This window comes from Sphingomonas sp. Leaf198 (assembly GCF_001424005.1).
GTDB lineage: Bacteria > Pseudomonadota > Alphaproteobacteria > Sphingomonadales > Sphingomonadaceae > Sphingomonas.
Genome location: NZ_LMPX01000001.1, coordinates 1,113,057 through 1,129,910 on the forward strand (window position 1 = coordinate 1,113,057; position 16,854 = coordinate 1,129,910).

Consider the following 16,854-nt stretch of genomic DNA (forward strand, 5'->3'; position numbering starts at 1 on the left):
CCGATGCACGTCGTCTTTCGCGAGACCCACGGTCTGGAAGAGAGCGCTGTTCCCCAGGATCTGGGGCAGAGCGCTGCCGACCTCGTCGTGCTCTCGTTTTCCGACAGCGATCTCGCCGCGTTCAGCACGGGCTGGCGCGCGGCGATCGCGGCCGGCGACGCGATGCCGACCGTGCGGCTAGCCAATCTGGCCGAGCTGACGCATCCGCTGTCGGTCGACACCTATATCGAGCAGACGCTGGCGGGTGCGAAGGCGATCCTGATCCGGCTGATCGGCGGCACCGCCTATTGGTCCTACGGTCTGCAACAGGTCGAAGCACTCGCGCGGCGGCGCGGGATTGCCTTGGCGGTCCTGCCCGCGGACGGCCGGTACGACCGCCGGCTGGACGCGGCGTCCACGGTTCCGCCGGCGGTGTTGCGGCAATTGTCGGCGCTCTGCGATATTGGGGGTGCCGACGCGTCGCGCGAGGCGCTGGCGCACTTTGCGCTCGCCGCTGGGTTGCGGGCCGAACCGAAGACGGGGTCGCGAGCCCTCGCCGCGGTCGGCGGGTGGCTGCCGGATACCGGCGTCGCGTGTCCGGCGGCATCCGTCATGACCGCATCGCGGCCGCGCATCCTGCTGATCTTCTATCGGTCGTATCTGGCGGCGGCGGATCTCGATCCGATCGCCGCGTTGCACACGGCCTTCACCGCGCGCGGGTACGATGTCCTGGGGTTGTTCGTACCGTCGTTGAAGGACGGCGACGCGAGCGGTTGGCTACGTCGCTGGGTGGTCGCGCTGGCGCCCGTCGCGATCGTCAACGCGACGGCGTTCTCCGGCCGCGGCAGCGACGACACGACACCGCTCGACGGTGCCGACGTTCCCGTCTTCCAGGTCGCGCTGGCGACGTCGGACCGCGCCGCCTGGGTCGATGCCCCGCGCGGTCTGTCGCCTGCCGATCTTGCGATGCACGTCGTCCTGCCCGAGGTCGACGGACGGATCTTCGCAGGCGTCGCCAGCTTCAAGGAAGCGGCTTCGCCCGACCCCGACCTGCAATATGCCCGCCGCGAACACCGCGCCGATGCCGAGCGCATCGAAGCTATCGCCGCGCGGATCGATGGCTGGATCGCACTGGCCGCCAAGCCTCCGACCGAGCGAAACCTGGCGATCATCCTGTCGACCTACCCCGGCAAGGCGCACCAGATGGCGCATGCCGTGGGACTGGATGCGATCGCCTCGGTCGACGCGATGCTGGAGGATCTGAAGACCGCGGGGTACGCGATCGACTCCCAGCACGACGTTACGACCGCGCTCGGGTCGCAGCCCATCGCGTGGCCGGTTGCGGCCTATCACGCGGCGCTGGCCGCCCTGCCCGCCTCGCTGCGAACCGAACTGTTCGCCGCCTGGGGAGAACCCGAAGACGATCCCGCCGTCCAGGCCGGTGCGTTCCGGTTCGCGGCGCTGTTGGCCGGTACTGCGCTGGTGGCGCTCCAGCCCGAACGCGGGCGATCCGCCGTCCGAACCGAAGAGTATCACGACCTCTCGCGCTGTCCGCGGCACGGCTACGTCGCCTTCTACCTCTGGTTGCAGTCACGCGGCACCGATGCTCTGGTTCATGTCGGTGCGCACGGCACGCTCGAATGGCTGCCCGGCAAGGCGGTCGCGCTGTCGGACGCCTGCTGGCCCGAGGCGCTGACCGGCGCGATGCCCGTGATCTATCCATTCATCGTCAACGATCCCGGTGAGGCGGCACAAGCGAAACGACGGATCGGCGCCGTCACGCTCGGCCACGTCCCGCCGCCGATGATCGGCACGAAAACCGGCACGGGGATGGATCGGCTCGAAGCCTTGCTCGACGAGTTTTCCACCGCGGACGGGCTCGATCCGGCACGACGGAACCGGTTGCAGGCGGACATTCGCGACGAGGCGAACGCGCTCGGGCTCGAGGACACGCTAGCACTCGACCAGGCGGCATCCGCGGCGGACGTCGTCACGCGGATCGACACGTTCGTCTGCGACGTGAAGGATAGCCGGTTCGGCGACGGACTGCATGTGTTCGGGCGCGGCGCTCATGGCGAGGCGGAGCGTGACGGGCTGCTAACTGCGCTTGCCGGGCGCCGAGTCCCGTCCGGGCCCGCAGGGTCGCCGTGGCGCGGCCGCGCCGACGTGCTGCCGACCGGCCGCAACCTTTATGCGATCGATCCACGCGCGGTACCGTCGCGGTCCGCGCATGCGCAGGGCGTGCTGCTCGCCGAAGAACTGATCCGCCGGCATCTCCAGGATCAGGGGGAGTATCCGAAGGGACTGGTCGTCGATCTGTGGGGATCCGCGACGATGCGCACCGCGGGTGAGGAGTTCGCGATGGCGCTGCATCTGCTCGGCGCCGAACCGGTCTGGGACATGGCGTCGCAGCGCGTCACCGGCGTCGAGATCCTGCCGCTGATGCGGCTCGACCGGCCGAGGATCGACGTGACGTTGCGCGTATCCGGGCTCTTCCGCGACGCGTTCGCCACGCTCTGCACGATGTTCGGCCAAGCCATCCGCGCACTGGCCGCCCGCGACGAACCCGCGGATCTGAACCCGTTCGTATCGACGCCGGCGAGCCCGAGGGTCTATGGCCCCGCCCCCGGCCGCTACGGCGTCGGCATGGACGATGCCAGCGAAACCTATACGCCCGAGGCGTGCCTCGCCGCCGGCGAAGCGTGGCTGGCGGCGTCGGCCTACGCGCTCGACGACGGCGAGCGCGCCGACCCCGCCGGAATACGCGACCGTGTCGCTGCCGCCGACAGCTTCGTCCATATCCAGGACCTGCCCGAAACCGATCTGCTGCTCGCCGCCGATTATGCCGCTCACGAAGCCGGGTTCGCGGCGGCGAAGACGCTCTCGGGCGGTGACGCTGCGCTCTACCATCTCGACGCCACCGATCCCGCACGGCCGCGCGCACGATCATTGCGCGAGGAGATCGCCCGCGTCGTTCGCGCCCGTGCCGCGCACCCGGACTGGGTCGCCGGGATGCTGCGACACGGTTTCCGTGGTGCAGCCGAGATTGCCGTGACGCTCGATCACCTCGGTGCCTTCGCGCATCTCGCGGATGCCGTCTCGCCGCAATCGATCGACCTGTATTACGATGCGACACTGGCACGCGAGGACGTGCGCGCGTTCATGGCGAACGCCAATCCGCAGGCGCTCGCGGCACTGGAGGCGCGATTTGCCGCGCTCCATGCCTCGGGCCTGTGGACGACACGCCGCAACTCGATCCTCGCGCAACTGGACATCGACGCGTGATCCGCGGCTGGTGCCCGACCGCGTGGCGTCCGATGGCCGCGGGTGACGGACTGCTCGTCCGCGTCCGCCCGAAACTCGGCCGGCTGACGCGCGAGCAGGTACTCGGGCTGTGCGAGGCTGCCAACGCCCATGGCAACGGCCAGATCGACGCGACCAATCGCGCCAACCTCCAGATCCGCGGTGTCGACGCCTGGGAACAACTGATCGAAGAGCTGTGCGATCTGGGTCTCGTAAACCGCGATCCGGTCGCGGAATCCCGACGCGCCATCCTCGTCGCGCCGGACTGGCGTACCGGCTACGACACGCACCGGATCGCTACCGAACTGATGCAGCGGCTGTCCGAACTGCCCGATCTGCCCGGCAAGGTCGGCTTCGCGATCGATGCCGGCGATACGCCCGTGCTGCATGCCGACCCCGCCGACTTCCGGATCGAACGCGGTACCGATGGCGACCTGATCCTTCGCGCTGAAGGTCGCGAAACAGGGGCACGAGTGGCGACAGGCGGCGAAGTCGACGCGCTGATCGGGCTGGCGCACTGGTTCGTCGACACCGGCGGCGGCGATGTCGGGCGGATGGCGCGCCATGCGGCCCCCCTGCCGATGATCGCAACCATTCGGCCACGGGTGCCGATCACAAAACTCGCCTCTAGGGCCGGAACCGCGCATGGCCTGCCGTTCGGTAGGATCGACGCAGCGGCGCTCGCTGCGTTCATGCGGACGAGCGGCGCGACCGCGATCCGCGTGACTCCTTGGCGGACGCTCATCGTCGAAGGCGGAGCGCCAGGCGTGACGCTCGGCCGCGAACACCCCGCGACCGTCCGCGTCGATGCGTGCGTCGGCGCCCCCGCCTGCCCGCAGGCGAGCGTCGCAACCCGCGACCTCGCGATCCGCCTCGCGCCGCATGTCGCCGGTCGCCTCCACGTCTCGGGCTGCGCCAAGGGATGCGCGCGGTCCGCCCCCGCCGATGTCGTCCTCACCGGCCGTGACGGTGGGTTCGACCTCGGCTTCGTCGCGCGTGCCGGCGACCCGCCTGCGCTGACAGGTCTCGATGCCCCCGCCGTCCTCGCCCATTTCGGAGCCGCCTGATGCCGCATATCTACGAGACCGACGGCGCGGCGATCTATCGTCAATCGTTCGCGACGATCCGCGCCGAAGCCGATCTGGCGCGCTTCTCCGCCGAGGAGGAACCGGTCGCCGTCCGGATGATCCACGCCTGTGGCCTGGTCGGACTGGCCCAGCACATCCGGTTCTCGCGCACGTTCGCGGTCGACGCCCGTGCCGCGTTGAGCGCCGGCGCGCCGATCCTGTGCGACGCGCGGATGGTCACCGAGGGCATTACCCGCGCCCGGCTGCCCGCGGCGAACCCGGTGCTCTGCACGCTCAACGACGCCGAAACGCCCGACCTCGCGCGTGCCATGGGCAACACCCGGTCTGCAGCGGCGCTGGAGCTGTGGCGACCGCATCTGGCCGGCGCGCTGGTAGCGATCGGCAACGCGCCGACCGCGTTGTTCCACCTGCTCAACATGCTCGAAGACCCGGACTGCCCGCGCCCCGCCGCGATCATCGGCTGCCCGGTCGGCTTCGTCGGTGCGGTCGAATCGAAGGCCGCGCTCTGGGGCGTACAACCTGTGCCCTGCGTCGTCGTCGACGGCCGGATGGGCGGCAGCGCGATCACGGTCGCGGCGATCAACGCGCTCGCAAGCTACGCCGAATGACGATCGGGACGATCCACGGCGTCGGTCTGGGCCCCGGCGCGCAGGACCTGATGAGCGTCCGCGCCGATCGCCTGGTGCGCGGCGCACGGCATATCGCGTTCTTCCGCAAGGCGGGCAAACCCGGCCAGGCGCGCCGTATCGTCAATGGCATGCTGCGCGCCGATGCAATCGAATACGCGATGGAATACCCGGTCACGACCGAGATCCCGATCTCCGACCCTCGCTACAACGACTGGCTTTCGACTTTCTATGCCGAGTGCACGCGACATCTGGCGGCGCTCGCGCACGCCGGCGAAGATGTCGTCGTGCTGTGCGAGGGCGATCCCTTTTTCTACGGCTCGTTCATGCACCTGCACTCGCGCCTCTCTGGTATCGCGCCGGTCTGCGTCGTGCCGGGGATCACCGGCATGTCGGGCGCCTGGACCGCGAGCGGCACGCCGATCACCTGGGGCGAGGACGTCCTGACGGTGCTGACCGCGACCTTGCCGGAGGACGAGCTGGCGCGCCGCATTCGCGACACCGATGCGCTGGTCGTGATGAAGATCGGCCGACACCTCGCCAAGCTGCGCCGGGCGCTCATCGCGGCGGGTCGCGACGAGTCCGCATGGCTGGTGGAATATGCCGCGATGCCCGACCAGCGCGTCACGCGATTGGCCGATGCGACCGACATCGCGCCGTATTTCGCGATCGTGTTGATCCACGGCCAGGGACGCAGGCCGTGACGACGCGCGCAGGATGGCTCGCGATCGCCGGGCTCGGGCCGGGCGACTTCGCGCTGGTCACGCCGGAGGTGACCCAGGCGCTGGCCGAGGCCACCGACGTCATCGGCTACATCCCCTATGTTGCACGCATCGCCCCCCGCCCCGGGCTGACGCTGCACGCATCGGACAACCGCGTCGAACTCGATCGCGCCCAGCATGCGCTGGCGCTGGCGAGCGCGGGGCACAAGGTCGTCGTCGTCTCCTCGGGCGATCCGGGCGTGTTCGCGATGGCGGCAGCGGTGTTCGAAGCGGTCGAGAACGGGCCGACGGACTGGCGGGCGCTCGATATCCGCGTGCTGCCGGGGATCACCGCGATGCTCGCGGCCAGCGCGCGCGTCGGGGCGCCCCTCGGGCATGATTTCTGCGCGATCAACCTGTCCGACAATCTCAAGCCGCAGGCGCTGATTGAGCGTCGGATCCGCCTGGCCGCGGAGGCCGATTTCGCGATCGCGTTCTACAACCCCCGCTCGAAGGCGAGACCCGACGGGTTCGGCACCGCCCTGGCGATCCTGCGCGAGACCTGCGCGGATGCGCGCCCGGTCCTGTTCGCCCGCGCCGTGTCGACGCCCGACGAAGACCTGCGGATCGTCGCGCTGCCCGATGCGCGGGCCGAAATGGCGGACATGCGGACGGTCGTCATTATCGGGTCGAGCACGACACGGATGATCGCGCGCGCCGGTACGCCGTTTCTCTACACGCCGAGGTCGGCGTCATGACCCAGCCAGCGAAGCACGCCCGCGACATCGTAGACTTCGGTTCGCGCAGGGATGGCGGGACGATCGATCATGACCACCGGCAGCCCGAGCGTCCGTGCCGCGATCAGCTTGGCCATCGCCCCCGCACCGCCGGCATTCTTGCACACCACGAGATCGATCGCGTGCTCGCGCAGCAGCGTCAGGTCGCGCTCGACGGTAAACGGTCCGCGATCGATCACGAGATGATGATCGGGCAATCCGATCGCACGATCGGCGCGGTCGACGAAGCGCAGGAGATAGCGGTGCTGCGGCTGCGCGGCGAACGCCTCGACGTGCAGGCGGCCGAGCGCCAGCATGACGCGTCGCGACGGCCCTGCCAGCGCGGCGACGGCCGCGTCGATATCGCCGACGCGGTGCCAGTCGTCCCCGTCTTCGGGGGACCACGCCGGTCGCGTGAGCGCAATATACTTGACGCCTGTCTGCGCCGCCGCCGCGAGAGCATGTCGGCTCATCTGCGCCGCGAACGGATGGGTCGCGTCAACCAGATGCGTGATGCCCGTTTCACGAAGATAGGTCGCAAGACCGTCGATGCCGCCGAACCCGCCGATCCGCACGGGCACCGGCTGTGGCTTCGGGTGCGCGATGCGGCCGGCATAGCTCAGCACCGCGGCGATACCGCGATCCGCCAGCACGGCCGCAAGCGCGCTGGCTTCGGTGGTGCCGCCGAGAATGAGGATGGACGGCATGGTTGAGGCTCGCACTGTTCCGTGGCTGACGATCGTCGGGATTAACGAGGATGGACCGGCAGGACTGTCGCCGGCAAGTCGCACCGCGATCGAGGACGCCGATCTGGTGACCGGTGCGAGGCGGCATCTCGCGCTGCTACCCGATCTTCGCTGCGATGTCGCACCCTGGCCGATCCCCTTCGACGACGGCATCGCGCGCTTGCTAGAACAGCGCGGGCGGCACGTCGTTCTGCTAGTCTCGGGCGATCCGTTCTGGTTCGGCGCAGGGACGACCATCACGCGCCATCTCGCGCGCGACGAATGGGTGGCGCATCCGGCGGTTTCCACGTTCGCACTCGCCGCCGCGCGGCTGGGTTGGCCGATCGACGATACTGCGTGCCTGGGACTGCATGCCGCGCCGTTGACACGACTGCGTCCGATCCTCGCGCCAAGGCGACAGGTGATCGTCTTGGTCCGCGATGGCGCAGCAGTAGGCCAGCTCGCGTGCTATCTCGACGAGCAGGGTTTCGGCGCCAGCATGCTGTGGATCCTCGAAGCGCTCGGCGGCCCGTCCGAGCGTATTCGCCGCAGCACCGCCGCCACGCTCGACTTCGCCGATATCGCACATCCTGTTGCCGTCGGTGTGACGGTGGCAGGCAACGGCGCGGTGGTGCCCGGGGCCGCTGGCCGTCCGGATCACTGGTTCGACCATGACGGACAGATCACGAAACGGGCGGTGCGCGCGCTGACTCTCTCCGCGCTGGCACCGAGGCCGGGCGAGACATTGTGGGATATCGGCGCCGGGTCGGGCTCGATCGGCATCGAGTGGCTCTTGTCGCACGCGTCGACGAGCGCGGTCGCGTTCGAGGCCGATCCGGTGCGCGCCGATCGGGTCCGCGCCAATGCGACAAAACTGGGGGTCGACCGGCTGCGGGTGATCAACGGCCGTGCGCCCGAAATCCTCGAAGGGCTCCCCTCGCCCGATGTCGTGTTCGTCGGGGGTGGATTGTCGAACACCTTGCTCGATCGGTTATGCGCGACGCTCGATGCCGGCACGCGTCTGGTCGCAAACGCCGTAACGCTCGAATCCGAAATCCTGCTGACTCAGTGGCACGCGACCAAGGGCGGCACGCTCCAACGGATCGAGCTGTCGGACGCCGCCCCACTCGGCACGCGACGCGGGTGGCGCGCGCACTACCCTGTCGTGCAATGGAGTGTCGCGCTGTGATCGTCGCCGGTTTCGGCTTTCGTGCCGCCGCCGATGTAGCGGCGTGCAAGGCCGCGCTCGCGCTTGCGCAGGGTGGCCATCCTGCGGTGACGGCGCTCGCCGCGCCCCATGACAAGGCGGCACTGCTCGCCCCGCTCGCCTCTGCGCTCGACGTGCCGCTGATCGCCGTGACGCCGGAAATGCTGCGCAGCATAACCACGCCCACGCGCTCGCATTTCAGCCTCGAAGCACGCGGCACCGGCAGCGTCGCGGAGGCCGCAGCACTCGCCGCGGCAGGTCCCGACGCAAGGCTACTGACCCGCCGCCACGTCTCTCCCAACCGGATGGCGACCTGTGCCATCGCTCAAGGACCTGCTGCATGACCGTTCATTTCATCGGTGCCGGTCCCGGTGCGCCCGATCTGCTGACGTTGCGGGGACGCGATCTGATCGCGGCGTCGCCGGTATGCCTCTACGCCGGATCGCTGGTGCCCGCGGCGTTGTTGGAGCATTGCCCGCCCGGTGCGCGGATCGTCAACACCGCGCCGCTGTCGCTCGATCAGATCGTCGCGGCGATCGTCGAGGCGCACGCCGACGACCACGACATCGCTCGGCTGCATTCGGGCGACCTGTCGATCTGGTCGGCGATGGGCGAGCAACTCCGCCGGCTGCGCGCGCTCGACATCCCGTTCACCGTGACGCCCGGCGTTCCCGCGTTCGCGGCCGCGGCGGCGGCGCTCGAAGCCGAACTGACGCTCCCCGGCCTGACGCAGTCGGTCGTCCTGACGCGCACGCCCGGACGCGCGAGCGCGATGCCGCCCGCCGAGGATCTCGCCGCGTTCGCCGCCACCGGATCGACCCTGGCTATCCATCTGTCGATCCATAACCTTGCGCAGGTGGCGGCCGCGGTGACGCCCGCGTACGGGAACGACTGTCCGGCGGCGATCGTCTGGCGGGCGAGCTGGCCGGATCAACGCGTCGTCCGGGCGACGCTGGCGACCATCGTCGAGGCCGCGGCCGATGGCCCCGACCGGACGGCGTTGATCCTCGTCGGGCGCGTTCTCGCCGCGGCGGATTTCGGCGAAAGCAGCCTGTATGCGACAGGGTATGACCGGCGCTTCCGACCGCGGGATGCGACGTCGCGGTTTGCGGAGGACTCGGCATGATTCCCGGTCTGATGATCGCCGCCCCCGCTTCGGGAACCGGCAAGACCACGGTCATGCTCGGCTTGCTCCGCGCGCTGCGCGACGACGGGCTGGCCGTGCAGCCGTTCAAGAGCGGCCCCGACTATATCGATCCCGCATTCCACCGCGCGGCCAGCGGGCGGGCGTCGTTCAACCTCGACAGCTGGGCGATGAACGGCACGATGCTCGACGGCCTTGCCGCGCAGGCGAGCGACGCGGATTTCGTGCTGGCGGAGGGCTCGATGGGGCTGTTCGACGGCGTCGCGAAACCCGGCGCCAGCGGCAACGGTGCCAGCGCGGACATCGCGCGGCGGATGGGCTGGCCGGTGGTGCTGGTGATCGACGTCTCGGGTCAGGCGCAATCGGCCGCGGCGACGGCGCTCGGCTTTGCGCGCTACGACCCCGACCTCCAGATCGCCGGCGTGATCCTGAACCGGGTCGCGAGCCCTCGGCACGAACGGCTGGCGCGCAGCGGCATGACGGCGGTCGGCATCCACGTGTTCGGCGCGCTGCCACGGCGCGGCGACCTGAAGCTGCCCGAACGGCATCTGGGGCTGGTACAGGCATCGGAACATGCCGATCTCGAGACCCGGATCGCCGACTATGCCGCATTCCTGCGCGAACATGTCGATCTCGCCGCGATCCGCGCTGCAGCATCCGCTGCGCCGCACGCCGAGTCCGAACCGCATAGCTTCAGGCCGCCGGCCCAGCGGATCGCACTGGCACAGGATGCCGCATTCTCGTTCGCGTATCCGCATATGCTGGCCGGATGGCGGAGCGCCGGCGCCGAGATCCTGCCCTTCTCGCCGCTCGCCGACGAAGCCCCCGCGCCGCACGCGGATCTGGTGTGGTTGCCCGGCGGGTATCCCGAACTGCACGCCGGTCGTCTCGCCGAGGCGCGCACTTTCCACGCGGCGCTGGCCGAGCACGCGCGCACGCGGCCCATCCACGGCGAGTGCGGCGGCTACATGGCGCTCGGCGAGGCGCTGATCGATGCCGACGGCACGCGCCACCGCATGGCGGGACTGCTCGGTCTGGTCACGAGTTACGAGAAACGTCGCATGCATCTGGGCTATCGCCGGGCAGCCCTCCTCGCGCCGATGGCCGGGGTCATGGCGGGCAGCGACCTGCGCGGTCACGAATTTCATTATTCGACGATCCTCGACCAACCCGACCCGCCGCTCGCCGACGTGACGGATGCCGAGGGCACGCTGGTGGCCGAGAGCGGATCGTATCGCGGCCGCGTATCGGGCACGTTCTTCCACCTGATCGCGCATGGCCGATGAGCGGTATCGATCTGCATCTGATCGGGATCGGGACCGGCAATCCCGATCACCTCACGCGGGCGGCGGAGGCTGCGATGAACGCCGCCGACGTCATCCTCCTGCCGCGCAAGGGCGATGCGAAGTCAGACCTGATCGATCTGCGCCGGACGATCTGCGCCACGGTGCTGACCGGCAGCACGCGGGTCGTAGAGTTCGACCTGCCCGTGCGAGGGACCGTGGGAGCCTATCTGGCCGAGGTCGACGACTGGCACGATGCGATCGCCGAATGCTGGGCAGATGCGGTCGCGCGACACCTTCCCGAGGGCGGACGGCTGGCGTTGCTCGTCTGGGGCGACCCGTCGCTGTACGACAGCAGCCTGAGGATCGCCGAGCGCTTGCGCCACGCCGGCATTTCGCTGCGGGTCCATGTCGTTCCTGGGATCACAAGTCTGCAGGCGCTGACCGCGGCGCACGCGATACCACTCAACGGGCTCGGCGCGCCGGTGCTGGTCACGACCGGACGACGGCTGCGCGACGAGGGCTGGCCGGCGGGAATCGATACGCTGGCAGTGATGCTCGACGGCGGCTGTGCGTTCGAGACGATCGCGGCGCCACGCATCAATATATGGTGGGGAGCCTATCTCGGCATGCCGCACGAAGCGCTGGTCGCAGGGCCACTGGCCGAGGTCGGGCCGACAATCGTTTCAAAACGCGCCGCGCTGCGCGCCGAGCATGGCTGGATCATGGACACCTACCTGCTGCGCCGCCGGTCAGCCGCGTAGTGCCTGAAGACGCCAGACCCGGTTGAACGACAGAATCGTCTGCGACAGCGGGGCGATATCGATCCGCAGCGTCGCCGCGACCGGTATCGACAGCGCGGTGGCGATCGTCGCGCGGATCACGCTGGCGTGCGTGATCGCCACGATAGGCTGGTCGATCCGCTCCAGGCTGCGCAGCCAGGGTTCGACGCGTTGCGCGACGGCGGCAAGCGTTTCGCCGTTCGGCGCACCATCTTCGGGCGCCATAAGCCAAGCCGCCAGAGCCTCCGGCGCGCACATATGAACTGCCTCGAACGACAGCCCGGTCCAGCCACCGTGGTCGATGTCGCGCAACACCTCGCTCGGCGTAGCCGCCATTCCCAGGGCGATCGCAGTCTCGCGCGCCGCGGCCGCGGGACTAGTCCAGACGCTGGCCGGCTTCGGACCGTCCAGCTTTGCCACGCCCGCCTTGGCCCTCCCCCCCTCGTGGAGCGGTTCCGCCGGATCGGGGAAACCACCCCCGCGCATCGAGGGCGTGGCGCCAGCGCAGATCAGGACAAGACGGGTCGCCATCCAAAACTCCAAATCGGTTGACGCCCCTGCCCCGTCGCTCCACAGCAGAGCGATCGGAGCCGGGCGGGAAGCCGGTGCGATACCGGCGCGGTCGCGCCACTGTGATCGACGGGTTCCATCCTGTCGAGAGCCAGACCCCGCCCGACGCCTCAACGTTCGCCGGGCGCGAGATCCCGGTAGGAGACTGATCATGGCCGCACGCGCGCTTTCCCCGCAGGACCCGTACATCGCGATCGGGACGACCCCCGGCATTCCGCTCGACGAGATCGCGCCGTGGGCGGTGCTCGGCGCCGTCATCGCGCTGATCATGCTGTATTTCGTCAGCACCGAACAGGGCGCGTTCGCGCTGTTCCAGGGCATGTACGTGCACGAATACGTCCATGACGGGCGGCATCTGCTGGGCTTCCCCTGCCACTGAGCCGGGGTCCCAGACCATGATGAAGCACATGCTGTGGCGCGGGATGCTGTCGGGCATCCTAGGCGCCCTGATCGCCGCGACCTTCGCGCTGGTCTTCGCCGAACCCAAGATCGACGCCGCGATCGCCTTCGAAGCGGCCCATGCCGCACACGCCATGCCAGGCATGGACGAGGAACTCGTCAGCCGAACGGTTCAGAAGACCGCAGGGCTCTACACCGCGATGCTGATGTATGGGACCGCGCTCGGCGGCCTGTTCGCGATCGTCTTCGCGGTTCTCTACGGTCGCGTCGTGCAGATCGGACCGCGCAGCCTGTCGCTGCTGCTCGCGCTGGCGACGGTCGTCGTGATCGTGCTCGTGCCGGCGCTCAAATATCCACCGACACCGCCCGCGGTGGGTCTTCACGAGACGGTCAGACTGAGAACCGTCGCCTATTTCGGCATGCTCGGCTTTTCGGTGCTGGCAGCGGTCGCGGGCGTCTGGATCCGGCGGCGCCTGAGCGGACGATCCTCCGCGATCGATGCGATCCTGGCCGGTGTGGTCGGCTATGTCGCGCTGGTCGCAGCGCTGCAATTGCTCCTGCCGACGATCGACGAGGTCCCCGCAACGTTCCCCGCAACTCTGCTGTGGCAATTCCGGATCGCCTCGATCGCCACGCAGACGGTGTTGTTCGTCGTCATCGGGATCGCTTTCGGTTGGCAGATCGACCGTACTTTACGGGAACGGCACGCGGTCGAGCGGTAATCGCATCGCGAAAGCATCCGGGATCTACTCCGTCGATGTAGCGCCCGTTGGTCCTGTAACGGTGACCGCTTCAGCGGTGCGTCGGATCGGTCTCGCCATCGAAATCGGTCGCCTCGCGGACGATCGCGACGCGGTCGCCGGTGTCGCGCATGACATAGAGCTTGCCGCGCGCGTTCTTGAACGGACGGTGCAGCACCATCATCAGCGTCCCGTCGAACCGGCGGAACAGCATCCCATGGCCGCTGTCGCGCCGGACCAGCGGTTTCAGCTGCTCCCACGGACCCCCAAGCGTCTCGCTGCGCGATCGGGCGAGCCCCTGGACATAGCCGGTGCGGTCGTAGCTCGACCACAGCATCAACAGGCGCCCGGTGCGCGTACGGAACAGTTCGGGGCCGTCCGTCACGCGGATCACGTCGCCCTCGGCCTGCGGCTTGCCGTCCGCCCAAGGCGCTGCCGACGCGTGGAACAGCACGCGCGGCGGTCCGCTGGCCGCAAGCCGATCGTTCAGCGGCACCGCCTCGATCGTGCCGTCGCCGGTCTGCACCCACTCGTGCGCATAGATCATCCAAGGCCGTTTGGCGGGGTCGACGTATAGCGTCCCGTCGAGCGTCATCGTCTCGCGGTCGACCACCGGCTCCGCATTCCTGACCGATACGAACGGCCCATCCAAGCTATCCGCCACCGCCAGCGTCGTTCCGCGGCGATGCAGCTTTCGCACGCCCTGCACCTTCAGCGCGGCGGATTCATTGTGGTAGGTCGCGAACAGATACCAGCGTCCGCGCCAGCGATGTACCTCGGGCGCCCACGCCCCGTCGTTCGCCCAGCCGCCGGGCGGGATCACCGAGACTATCCGCGGCCGCGACCAATCGCGCAGGTTGCGGCTGGTATAGGCCATGATGCCGATCCGCGGGTCGCCCGACATCCTCGGCTCATTGCGCGTATAGAGATGGTAGGTCCGCGTCGCCCGGTCCGCGACGATCCACGGATCGTGGAGTGGCATATCGGGCATCCGCAGCGTCGCCGGCTGTGGTCTGGCGAGGGGCGCGCTCGATGCGAGTGCGGGCAACGCGAGCGCGAGAACCAGCGCCAACGGCCGGTATCTCGTCATCGGATCGTCCACTCCCAGACGCCCGCACCGGTTGGCACGGTCAACCGCAGATAGCGGGTCGGTGCGGCGTGATGGAGCACGATCGGCGATCCGCTCGCCGTCGTCTGCGCCACGCGGCGCCAGGTCCGGCCATCCGCGGAGGCCTCGATCGACAGCGCATAGCGACGGATCGGATACTCCATCCGCACCAGGCTTTCGCGCACCGTTCGCGCCGACCCGAGATCGGCGACCAGCGTCGCGGGCGCACCCGGCTTGGCGCGCCACAGCGTCGCGTAATTGTCGTCTGCCGCGCGATCCGGACCATGCAGCGCATCGGCCCCCTCGCCGCGCGCTGTCCAATGCAGACCGACGTCGCGACGTGCCGCGAACCCCTCGACGATCCCGCCCTGTCCCGGCGCGACGGTCGCGATCGTCCCATCGTCATGAATTGTCAGCGGATCGACCGCGACCTGGCGCAGCACCGCGTCGCCCGGCGGCGGGAACGGCAGCCCCTGGCGGTGATACAGGATGTACGCCTGCCCGCCCGACCGGAAGATCGCGTGATGCCCCGGACTGATCACGTCGCGCGCGCGATCGGTCGCCAGGATCGGGCTGTTGGCGGCCTCGCGGAACGGCCCGAACGGCGTGTCGCCGATCGCGTACCGCACCTTGTACGTGTCTTCGGTCGTCTTCCCGTCGCTATAGGTCAGCGCATAGTGCTTCCCCGCACGGACCATGAACGGCGCCTCGAAATAATGCGCGGGCGTCACGTCCTTCGGCGTGCCGTCGAACGTCACCATGTCAGGCTTGAGCTTGACGACGAAGCAATGCCCGTTGGTCCAGTTCCACCCCGAGCCCCAGTAGAGATAGGCCTGGCCGTCGTCGTCGATGAACGCCTCGGCATCGATCATGTGGTACCTGGGGTCGAACGCCTTCGCGATCAGCGGCTTGCCGCCATGCGCGTCGCGCCACGGCCCGGCGGGCGACGGTGCGGTACCGACCCAGACCTCGCTGCCGACCGAGACGTACATGAACCACCGGCCGTCGCGCGTCTTCACCACCGACGGCGCCCACACCTTGGAGTCCCCCGAACTCGGGCTCGTCGCGGCGGCCTTGGTCGGCCAGGCGGGGGTCGAGAGGGTCCAGTCGCGACCATTGGTCGAGGTCCAGAGCGCGAGGCGGTCGTCGCCCCACGGGTCGATCGTCGCGAAGATGTACCAGCGGCCGTTGTCGTGGACGATCGAGGGGTCCGCGAAATAGCCTGGCAGCAAGGGATTGCGGTCGCTGGCCGTGTCCCAGCGCGGCGGAGGCGCATCGGCGGCGACGAGCAGCGCGGCGGCGGCAAGCAGAGCGATGCGGATCATAAGTCCTCCAGTGTCCAGCGATCGCGCCAGCGCAGGATCGGCCGGTCGCCCTCCCATTCGATCGGCAGCCAGACATAGCGGCCATCGATCGCGTTCTTCGGACGCCAGATATCCGCCATGAACACGAACCGCTCACGCTCGCTCCTGCCGGGGAGCGGCAGGACGAAGGTACTTTGCCCGCCGAATGTCGTCGCCACCTGCTCGGGTGTGCCGCGCACCGGGTTGCCGAGCGACGTCCACGGTCCCTCGATACGGTCGGCGACGAACGACCGCGCCGGATTGGGTGCCCAACCGGTCAGCCCCGAGGTGATCATGTAGTACCGCCCCCGCGCACGAAAGATCGCCGGTGCCTCGTTCGCGCCGCCGGGCAGCAACCGCCAATAGCGTCCGTCATGCGCGGTCAGGTCGGGCCGCAATCGCGCCGCCTGCAAGGTGCGGTTCTCTTCCGACGCATAGACGTGCCACGCGGTGCCCTCGGCATCGACGAACAGCGTCATGTCGCGCGCCATCTGCCCGCCCGGCCGATCGCGGACGAGATGGCTGTCGGTATCCGCCTTGTCCGCCGCGGTCGCGTTGACCGGCCACTGCCCCGGATCGACGCGGCCCGATCGCAGGAAGCGATACGGCCCGGTCACGCGGTCGGCGACCGCGACGCCGGCGCGGGCCGCGGCATAACCCTGCCCCTTCAGTTCGAGGTGGAACCACATGACGAACCGCCCCGACACCGGATCACGCAACACCTTGGGCCGCTCGATCACGCAGCCGCGGACGATATCGCTCTTCGGATCGTCCGCGACCGCAAGCGCGATGCCTTCGTCGCGCCAGTCGTAGAGGTTCGCCGAGCTGTAGACGTGTACCCCGACCTGCGCGACGTTGCCGCCTTCGCCCGCCGTCTTGTGCTCGCCGAACCAGTACCAGCGATCGCCCTGCCGCAGCAGTCCGCCGCCATGCGCGTTGATGTGGACGCCGCGGTTGTCCGGCCACAGCGCGCCCGGCGTGAACGCGTGTCCGGGGGATCTCGCGACGGCGGGAACCGAGGCTGCCGCCAGCGTTGCGGCCCCGCCCGCGATCAGACTGCGCCGGGTCGGCTCCATCCTG

17 protein-coding genes are annotated in these 16,854 nt (G+C 69.1%); 12 read left to right on the top strand and 5 right to left on the bottom strand.

Features of this window, described 5'->3' with window-relative positions; translation table 11 throughout:
• Positions 1–3 precede the first annotated feature (3 nt).
• Genes cobN through cobJ form a run of 5 tightly spaced genes read left to right on the top strand, consistent with a single transcriptional unit; the run spans position 4 to position 6,455 of the window.
• Positions 4–3,264 (top strand): cobaltochelatase subunit CobN, encoded by a 3,261-nt coding sequence (gene cobN / locus ASG20_RS05030; protein ID WP_056049310.1) that lies wholly within the window; start codon positions 4–6, stop codon positions 3,262–3,264.
• Positions 3,265–3,296: 32 nt separating this feature from the next.
• Positions 3,297–4,349, top strand: a complete 1,053-nt coding sequence (locus tag ASG20_RS05035) for a cobalamin biosynthesis protein CobG (protein WP_056050466.1) — start codon at positions 3,297–3,299, stop codon at positions 4,347–4,349.
• The gene (locus ASG20_RS05040; RefSeq protein ID WP_056049312.1) at positions 4,349–4,978 is read left to right on the top strand and encodes a precorrin-8X methylmutase; all 630 of its coding nucleotides are present in this window, start codon (positions 4,349–4,351) and stop codon (positions 4,976–4,978) included. Before ASG20_RS05035 ends, ASG20_RS05040 begins: the two co-directional genes overlap by 1 nt.
• Positions 4,975–5,700, top strand: a complete 726-nt coding sequence (cobI, locus tag ASG20_RS05045; RefSeq protein WP_056049317.1) for a precorrin-2 C(20)-methyltransferase — start codon at positions 4,975–4,977, stop codon at positions 5,698–5,700. Before ASG20_RS05040 ends, cobI begins: the two co-directional genes overlap by 4 nt.
• Positions 5,697–6,455 (top strand): precorrin-3B C(17)-methyltransferase, encoded by a 759-nt coding sequence (cobJ, locus tag ASG20_RS05050; RefSeq protein WP_056049320.1) that lies wholly within the window; start codon positions 5,697–5,699, stop codon positions 6,453–6,455. The genes cobI and cobJ overlap by 4 nt, the downstream gene beginning before the upstream one ends.
• Here the strand turns inward: cobJ and ASG20_RS05055 are convergent.
• On the bottom strand, positions 6,431–7,180 hold the full coding sequence (locus ASG20_RS05055) for a cobalt-precorrin-6A reductase (RefSeq protein ID WP_056049323.1): 750 nt from the start codon (positions 7,178–7,180) through the stop codon (positions 6,431–6,433). The genes cobJ and ASG20_RS05055 overlap by 25 nt on opposite strands.
• On the opposite strand from ASG20_RS05055, the gene ASG20_RS05060 reads away from it, so the two are divergent.
• The 5 genes from ASG20_RS05060 to cobF are packed head-to-tail and all read left to right on the top strand — an operon-like array spanning position 7,179 to position 11,596.
• Positions 7,179–8,387 (top strand): bifunctional cobalt-precorrin-7 (C(5))-methyltransferase/cobalt-precorrin-6B (C(15))-methyltransferase, encoded by a 1,209-nt coding sequence (locus ASG20_RS05060; protein ID WP_056049325.1) that lies wholly within the window; start codon positions 7,179–7,181, stop codon positions 8,385–8,387. The two genes, ASG20_RS05055 and ASG20_RS05060, sit on opposite strands and share 2 nt — an antisense overlap.
• The gene (locus ASG20_RS05065) at positions 8,384–8,749 is read left to right on the top strand and encodes a cobalamin biosynthesis protein (protein ID WP_056049328.1); all 366 of its coding nucleotides are present in this window, start codon (positions 8,384–8,386) and stop codon (positions 8,747–8,749) included. The genes ASG20_RS05060 and ASG20_RS05065 overlap by 4 nt, the downstream gene beginning before the upstream one ends.
• Positions 8,746–9,531 (top strand): precorrin-4 C(11)-methyltransferase, encoded by a 786-nt coding sequence (gene cobM / locus ASG20_RS05070; RefSeq protein WP_056049330.1) that lies wholly within the window; start codon positions 8,746–8,748, stop codon positions 9,529–9,531. Before ASG20_RS05065 ends, cobM begins: the two co-directional genes overlap by 4 nt.
• Entirely contained in the window at positions 9,528–10,835 is a 1,308-nt protein-coding gene (locus ASG20_RS05075) for a cobyrinate a,c-diamide synthase (RefSeq protein ID WP_056049334.1), read from the top strand. The genes cobM and ASG20_RS05075 overlap by 4 nt, the downstream gene beginning before the upstream one ends.
• A complete protein-coding gene (gene cobF / locus ASG20_RS05080) occupies positions 10,832–11,596 on the top strand; it encodes a precorrin-6A synthase (deacetylating) (RefSeq protein WP_056049336.1) in 765 nt (254 codons plus the stop codon). The genes ASG20_RS05075 and cobF overlap by 4 nt, the downstream gene beginning before the upstream one ends.
• Here the strand turns inward: cobF and ASG20_RS05085 are convergent.
• Positions 11,585–12,145, bottom strand: coding sequence for a histidine phosphatase family protein (locus ASG20_RS05085; protein ID WP_056049340.1), 561 nt, complete (start codon positions 12,143–12,145; stop codon positions 11,585–11,587). The genes cobF and ASG20_RS05085 overlap by 12 nt on opposite strands.
• A 190-nt stretch (positions 12,146–12,335) precedes the next feature.
• Between ASG20_RS05085 and ASG20_RS05090 the strand changes: the two genes are divergently transcribed.
• Together ASG20_RS05090 and ASG20_RS05095 are read left to right on the top strand one after the other, a co-directional pair.
• Positions 12,336–12,563, top strand: a complete 228-nt coding sequence (locus tag ASG20_RS05090) for a CbtB domain-containing protein (protein WP_056049342.1) — start codon at positions 12,336–12,338, stop codon at positions 12,561–12,563.
• Between the two features lie 16 nt (positions 12,564–12,579).
• The gene (locus ASG20_RS05095) at positions 12,580–13,305 is read left to right on the top strand and encodes a CbtA family protein (RefSeq protein ID WP_056049346.1); all 726 of its coding nucleotides are present in this window, start codon (positions 12,580–12,582) and stop codon (positions 13,303–13,305) included.
• Between the two features lie 70 nt (positions 13,306–13,375).
• Here the strand turns inward: ASG20_RS05095 and ASG20_RS05100 are convergent, their stop codons facing one another.
• The 3 genes from ASG20_RS05100 to ASG20_RS05110 are packed head-to-tail and all read right to left on the bottom strand — an operon-like array spanning position 13,376 to position 16,850.
• Entirely contained in the window at positions 13,376–14,413 is a 1,038-nt protein-coding gene (locus ASG20_RS05100; protein ID WP_056049350.1) for a glycoside hydrolase family 43 protein, read from the bottom strand.
• Positions 14,410–15,756 carry a family 43 glycosylhydrolase gene (locus ASG20_RS05105; protein WP_056049354.1) on the bottom strand — a complete coding sequence of 449 codons (1,347 nt, stop codon included), beginning with the start codon at positions 15,754–15,756 and terminating at the stop codon, positions 14,410–14,412. Before ASG20_RS05105 ends, ASG20_RS05100 begins: the two co-directional genes overlap by 4 nt.
• The gene (locus tag ASG20_RS05110) at positions 15,753–16,850 is read right to left on the bottom strand and encodes a glycoside hydrolase family 43 protein (RefSeq protein ID WP_056049357.1); all 1,098 of its coding nucleotides are present in this window, start codon (positions 16,848–16,850) and stop codon (positions 15,753–15,755) included. The genes ASG20_RS05105 and ASG20_RS05110 overlap by 4 nt, the downstream gene beginning before the upstream one ends.
• Between the last annotated feature and the right edge of the window lie 4 nt (positions 16,851–16,854).

Bases quoted from the DNA above. Each gene is read 5' to 3' on its own strand.
- cobN (WP_056049310.1), top strand. From the start codon at position 4: ATGCACGTCGTCTTTCGCGAGACCCACGGTCTGGAAGAGAGCGCTGTT.
- ASG20_RS05110 (WP_056049357.1), bottom strand. From the start codon at position 16,850: ATGGAGCCGACCCGGCGCAGTCTGATCGCGGGCGGGGCCGCAACGCTG.
- ASG20_RS05085 (WP_056049340.1), bottom strand. From the start codon at position 12,145: ATGGCGACCCGTCTTGTCCTGATCTGCGCTGGCGCCACGCCCTCGATG.
- ASG20_RS05090 (WP_056049342.1), top strand. From the start codon at position 12,336: ATGGCCGCACGCGCGCTTTCCCCGCAGGACCCGTACATCGCGATCGGG.
- ASG20_RS05055 (WP_056049323.1), bottom strand. From the start codon at position 7,180: ATGCCGTCCATCCTCATTCTCGGCGGCACCACCGAAGCCAGCGCGCTT.
- cobI (WP_056049317.1), top strand. From the start codon at position 4,975: ATGACGATCGGGACGATCCACGGCGTCGGTCTGGGCCCCGGCGCGCAG.
- ASG20_RS05060 (WP_056049325.1), top strand. From the start codon at position 7,179: ATGGTTGAGGCTCGCACTGTTCCGTGGCTGACGATCGTCGGGATTAAC.
- ASG20_RS05095 (WP_056049346.1), top strand. From the start codon at position 12,580: ATGATGAAGCACATGCTGTGGCGCGGGATGCTGTCGGGCATCCTAGGC.
- cobM (WP_056049330.1), top strand. From the start codon at position 8,746: ATGACCGTTCATTTCATCGGTGCCGGTCCCGGTGCGCCCGATCTGCTG.
- ASG20_RS05035 (WP_056050466.1), top strand. From the start codon at position 3,297: ATGGCCGCGGGTGACGGACTGCTCGTCCGCGTCCGCCCGAAACTCGGC.
- ASG20_RS05100 (WP_056049350.1), bottom strand. From the start codon at position 14,413: ATGACGAGATACCGGCCGTTGGCGCTGGTTCTCGCGCTCGCGTTGCCC.
- ASG20_RS05105 (WP_056049354.1), bottom strand. From the start codon at position 15,756: ATGATCCGCATCGCTCTGCTTGCCGCCGCCGCGCTGCTCGTCGCCGCC.
- cobF (WP_056049336.1), top strand. From the start codon at position 10,832: ATGAGCGGTATCGATCTGCATCTGATCGGGATCGGGACCGGCAATCCC.
- ASG20_RS05040 (WP_056049312.1), top strand. From the start codon at position 4,349: ATGCCGCATATCTACGAGACCGACGGCGCGGCGATCTATCGTCAATCG.
- ASG20_RS05075 (WP_056049334.1), top strand. From the start codon at position 9,528: ATGATTCCCGGTCTGATGATCGCCGCCCCCGCTTCGGGAACCGGCAAG.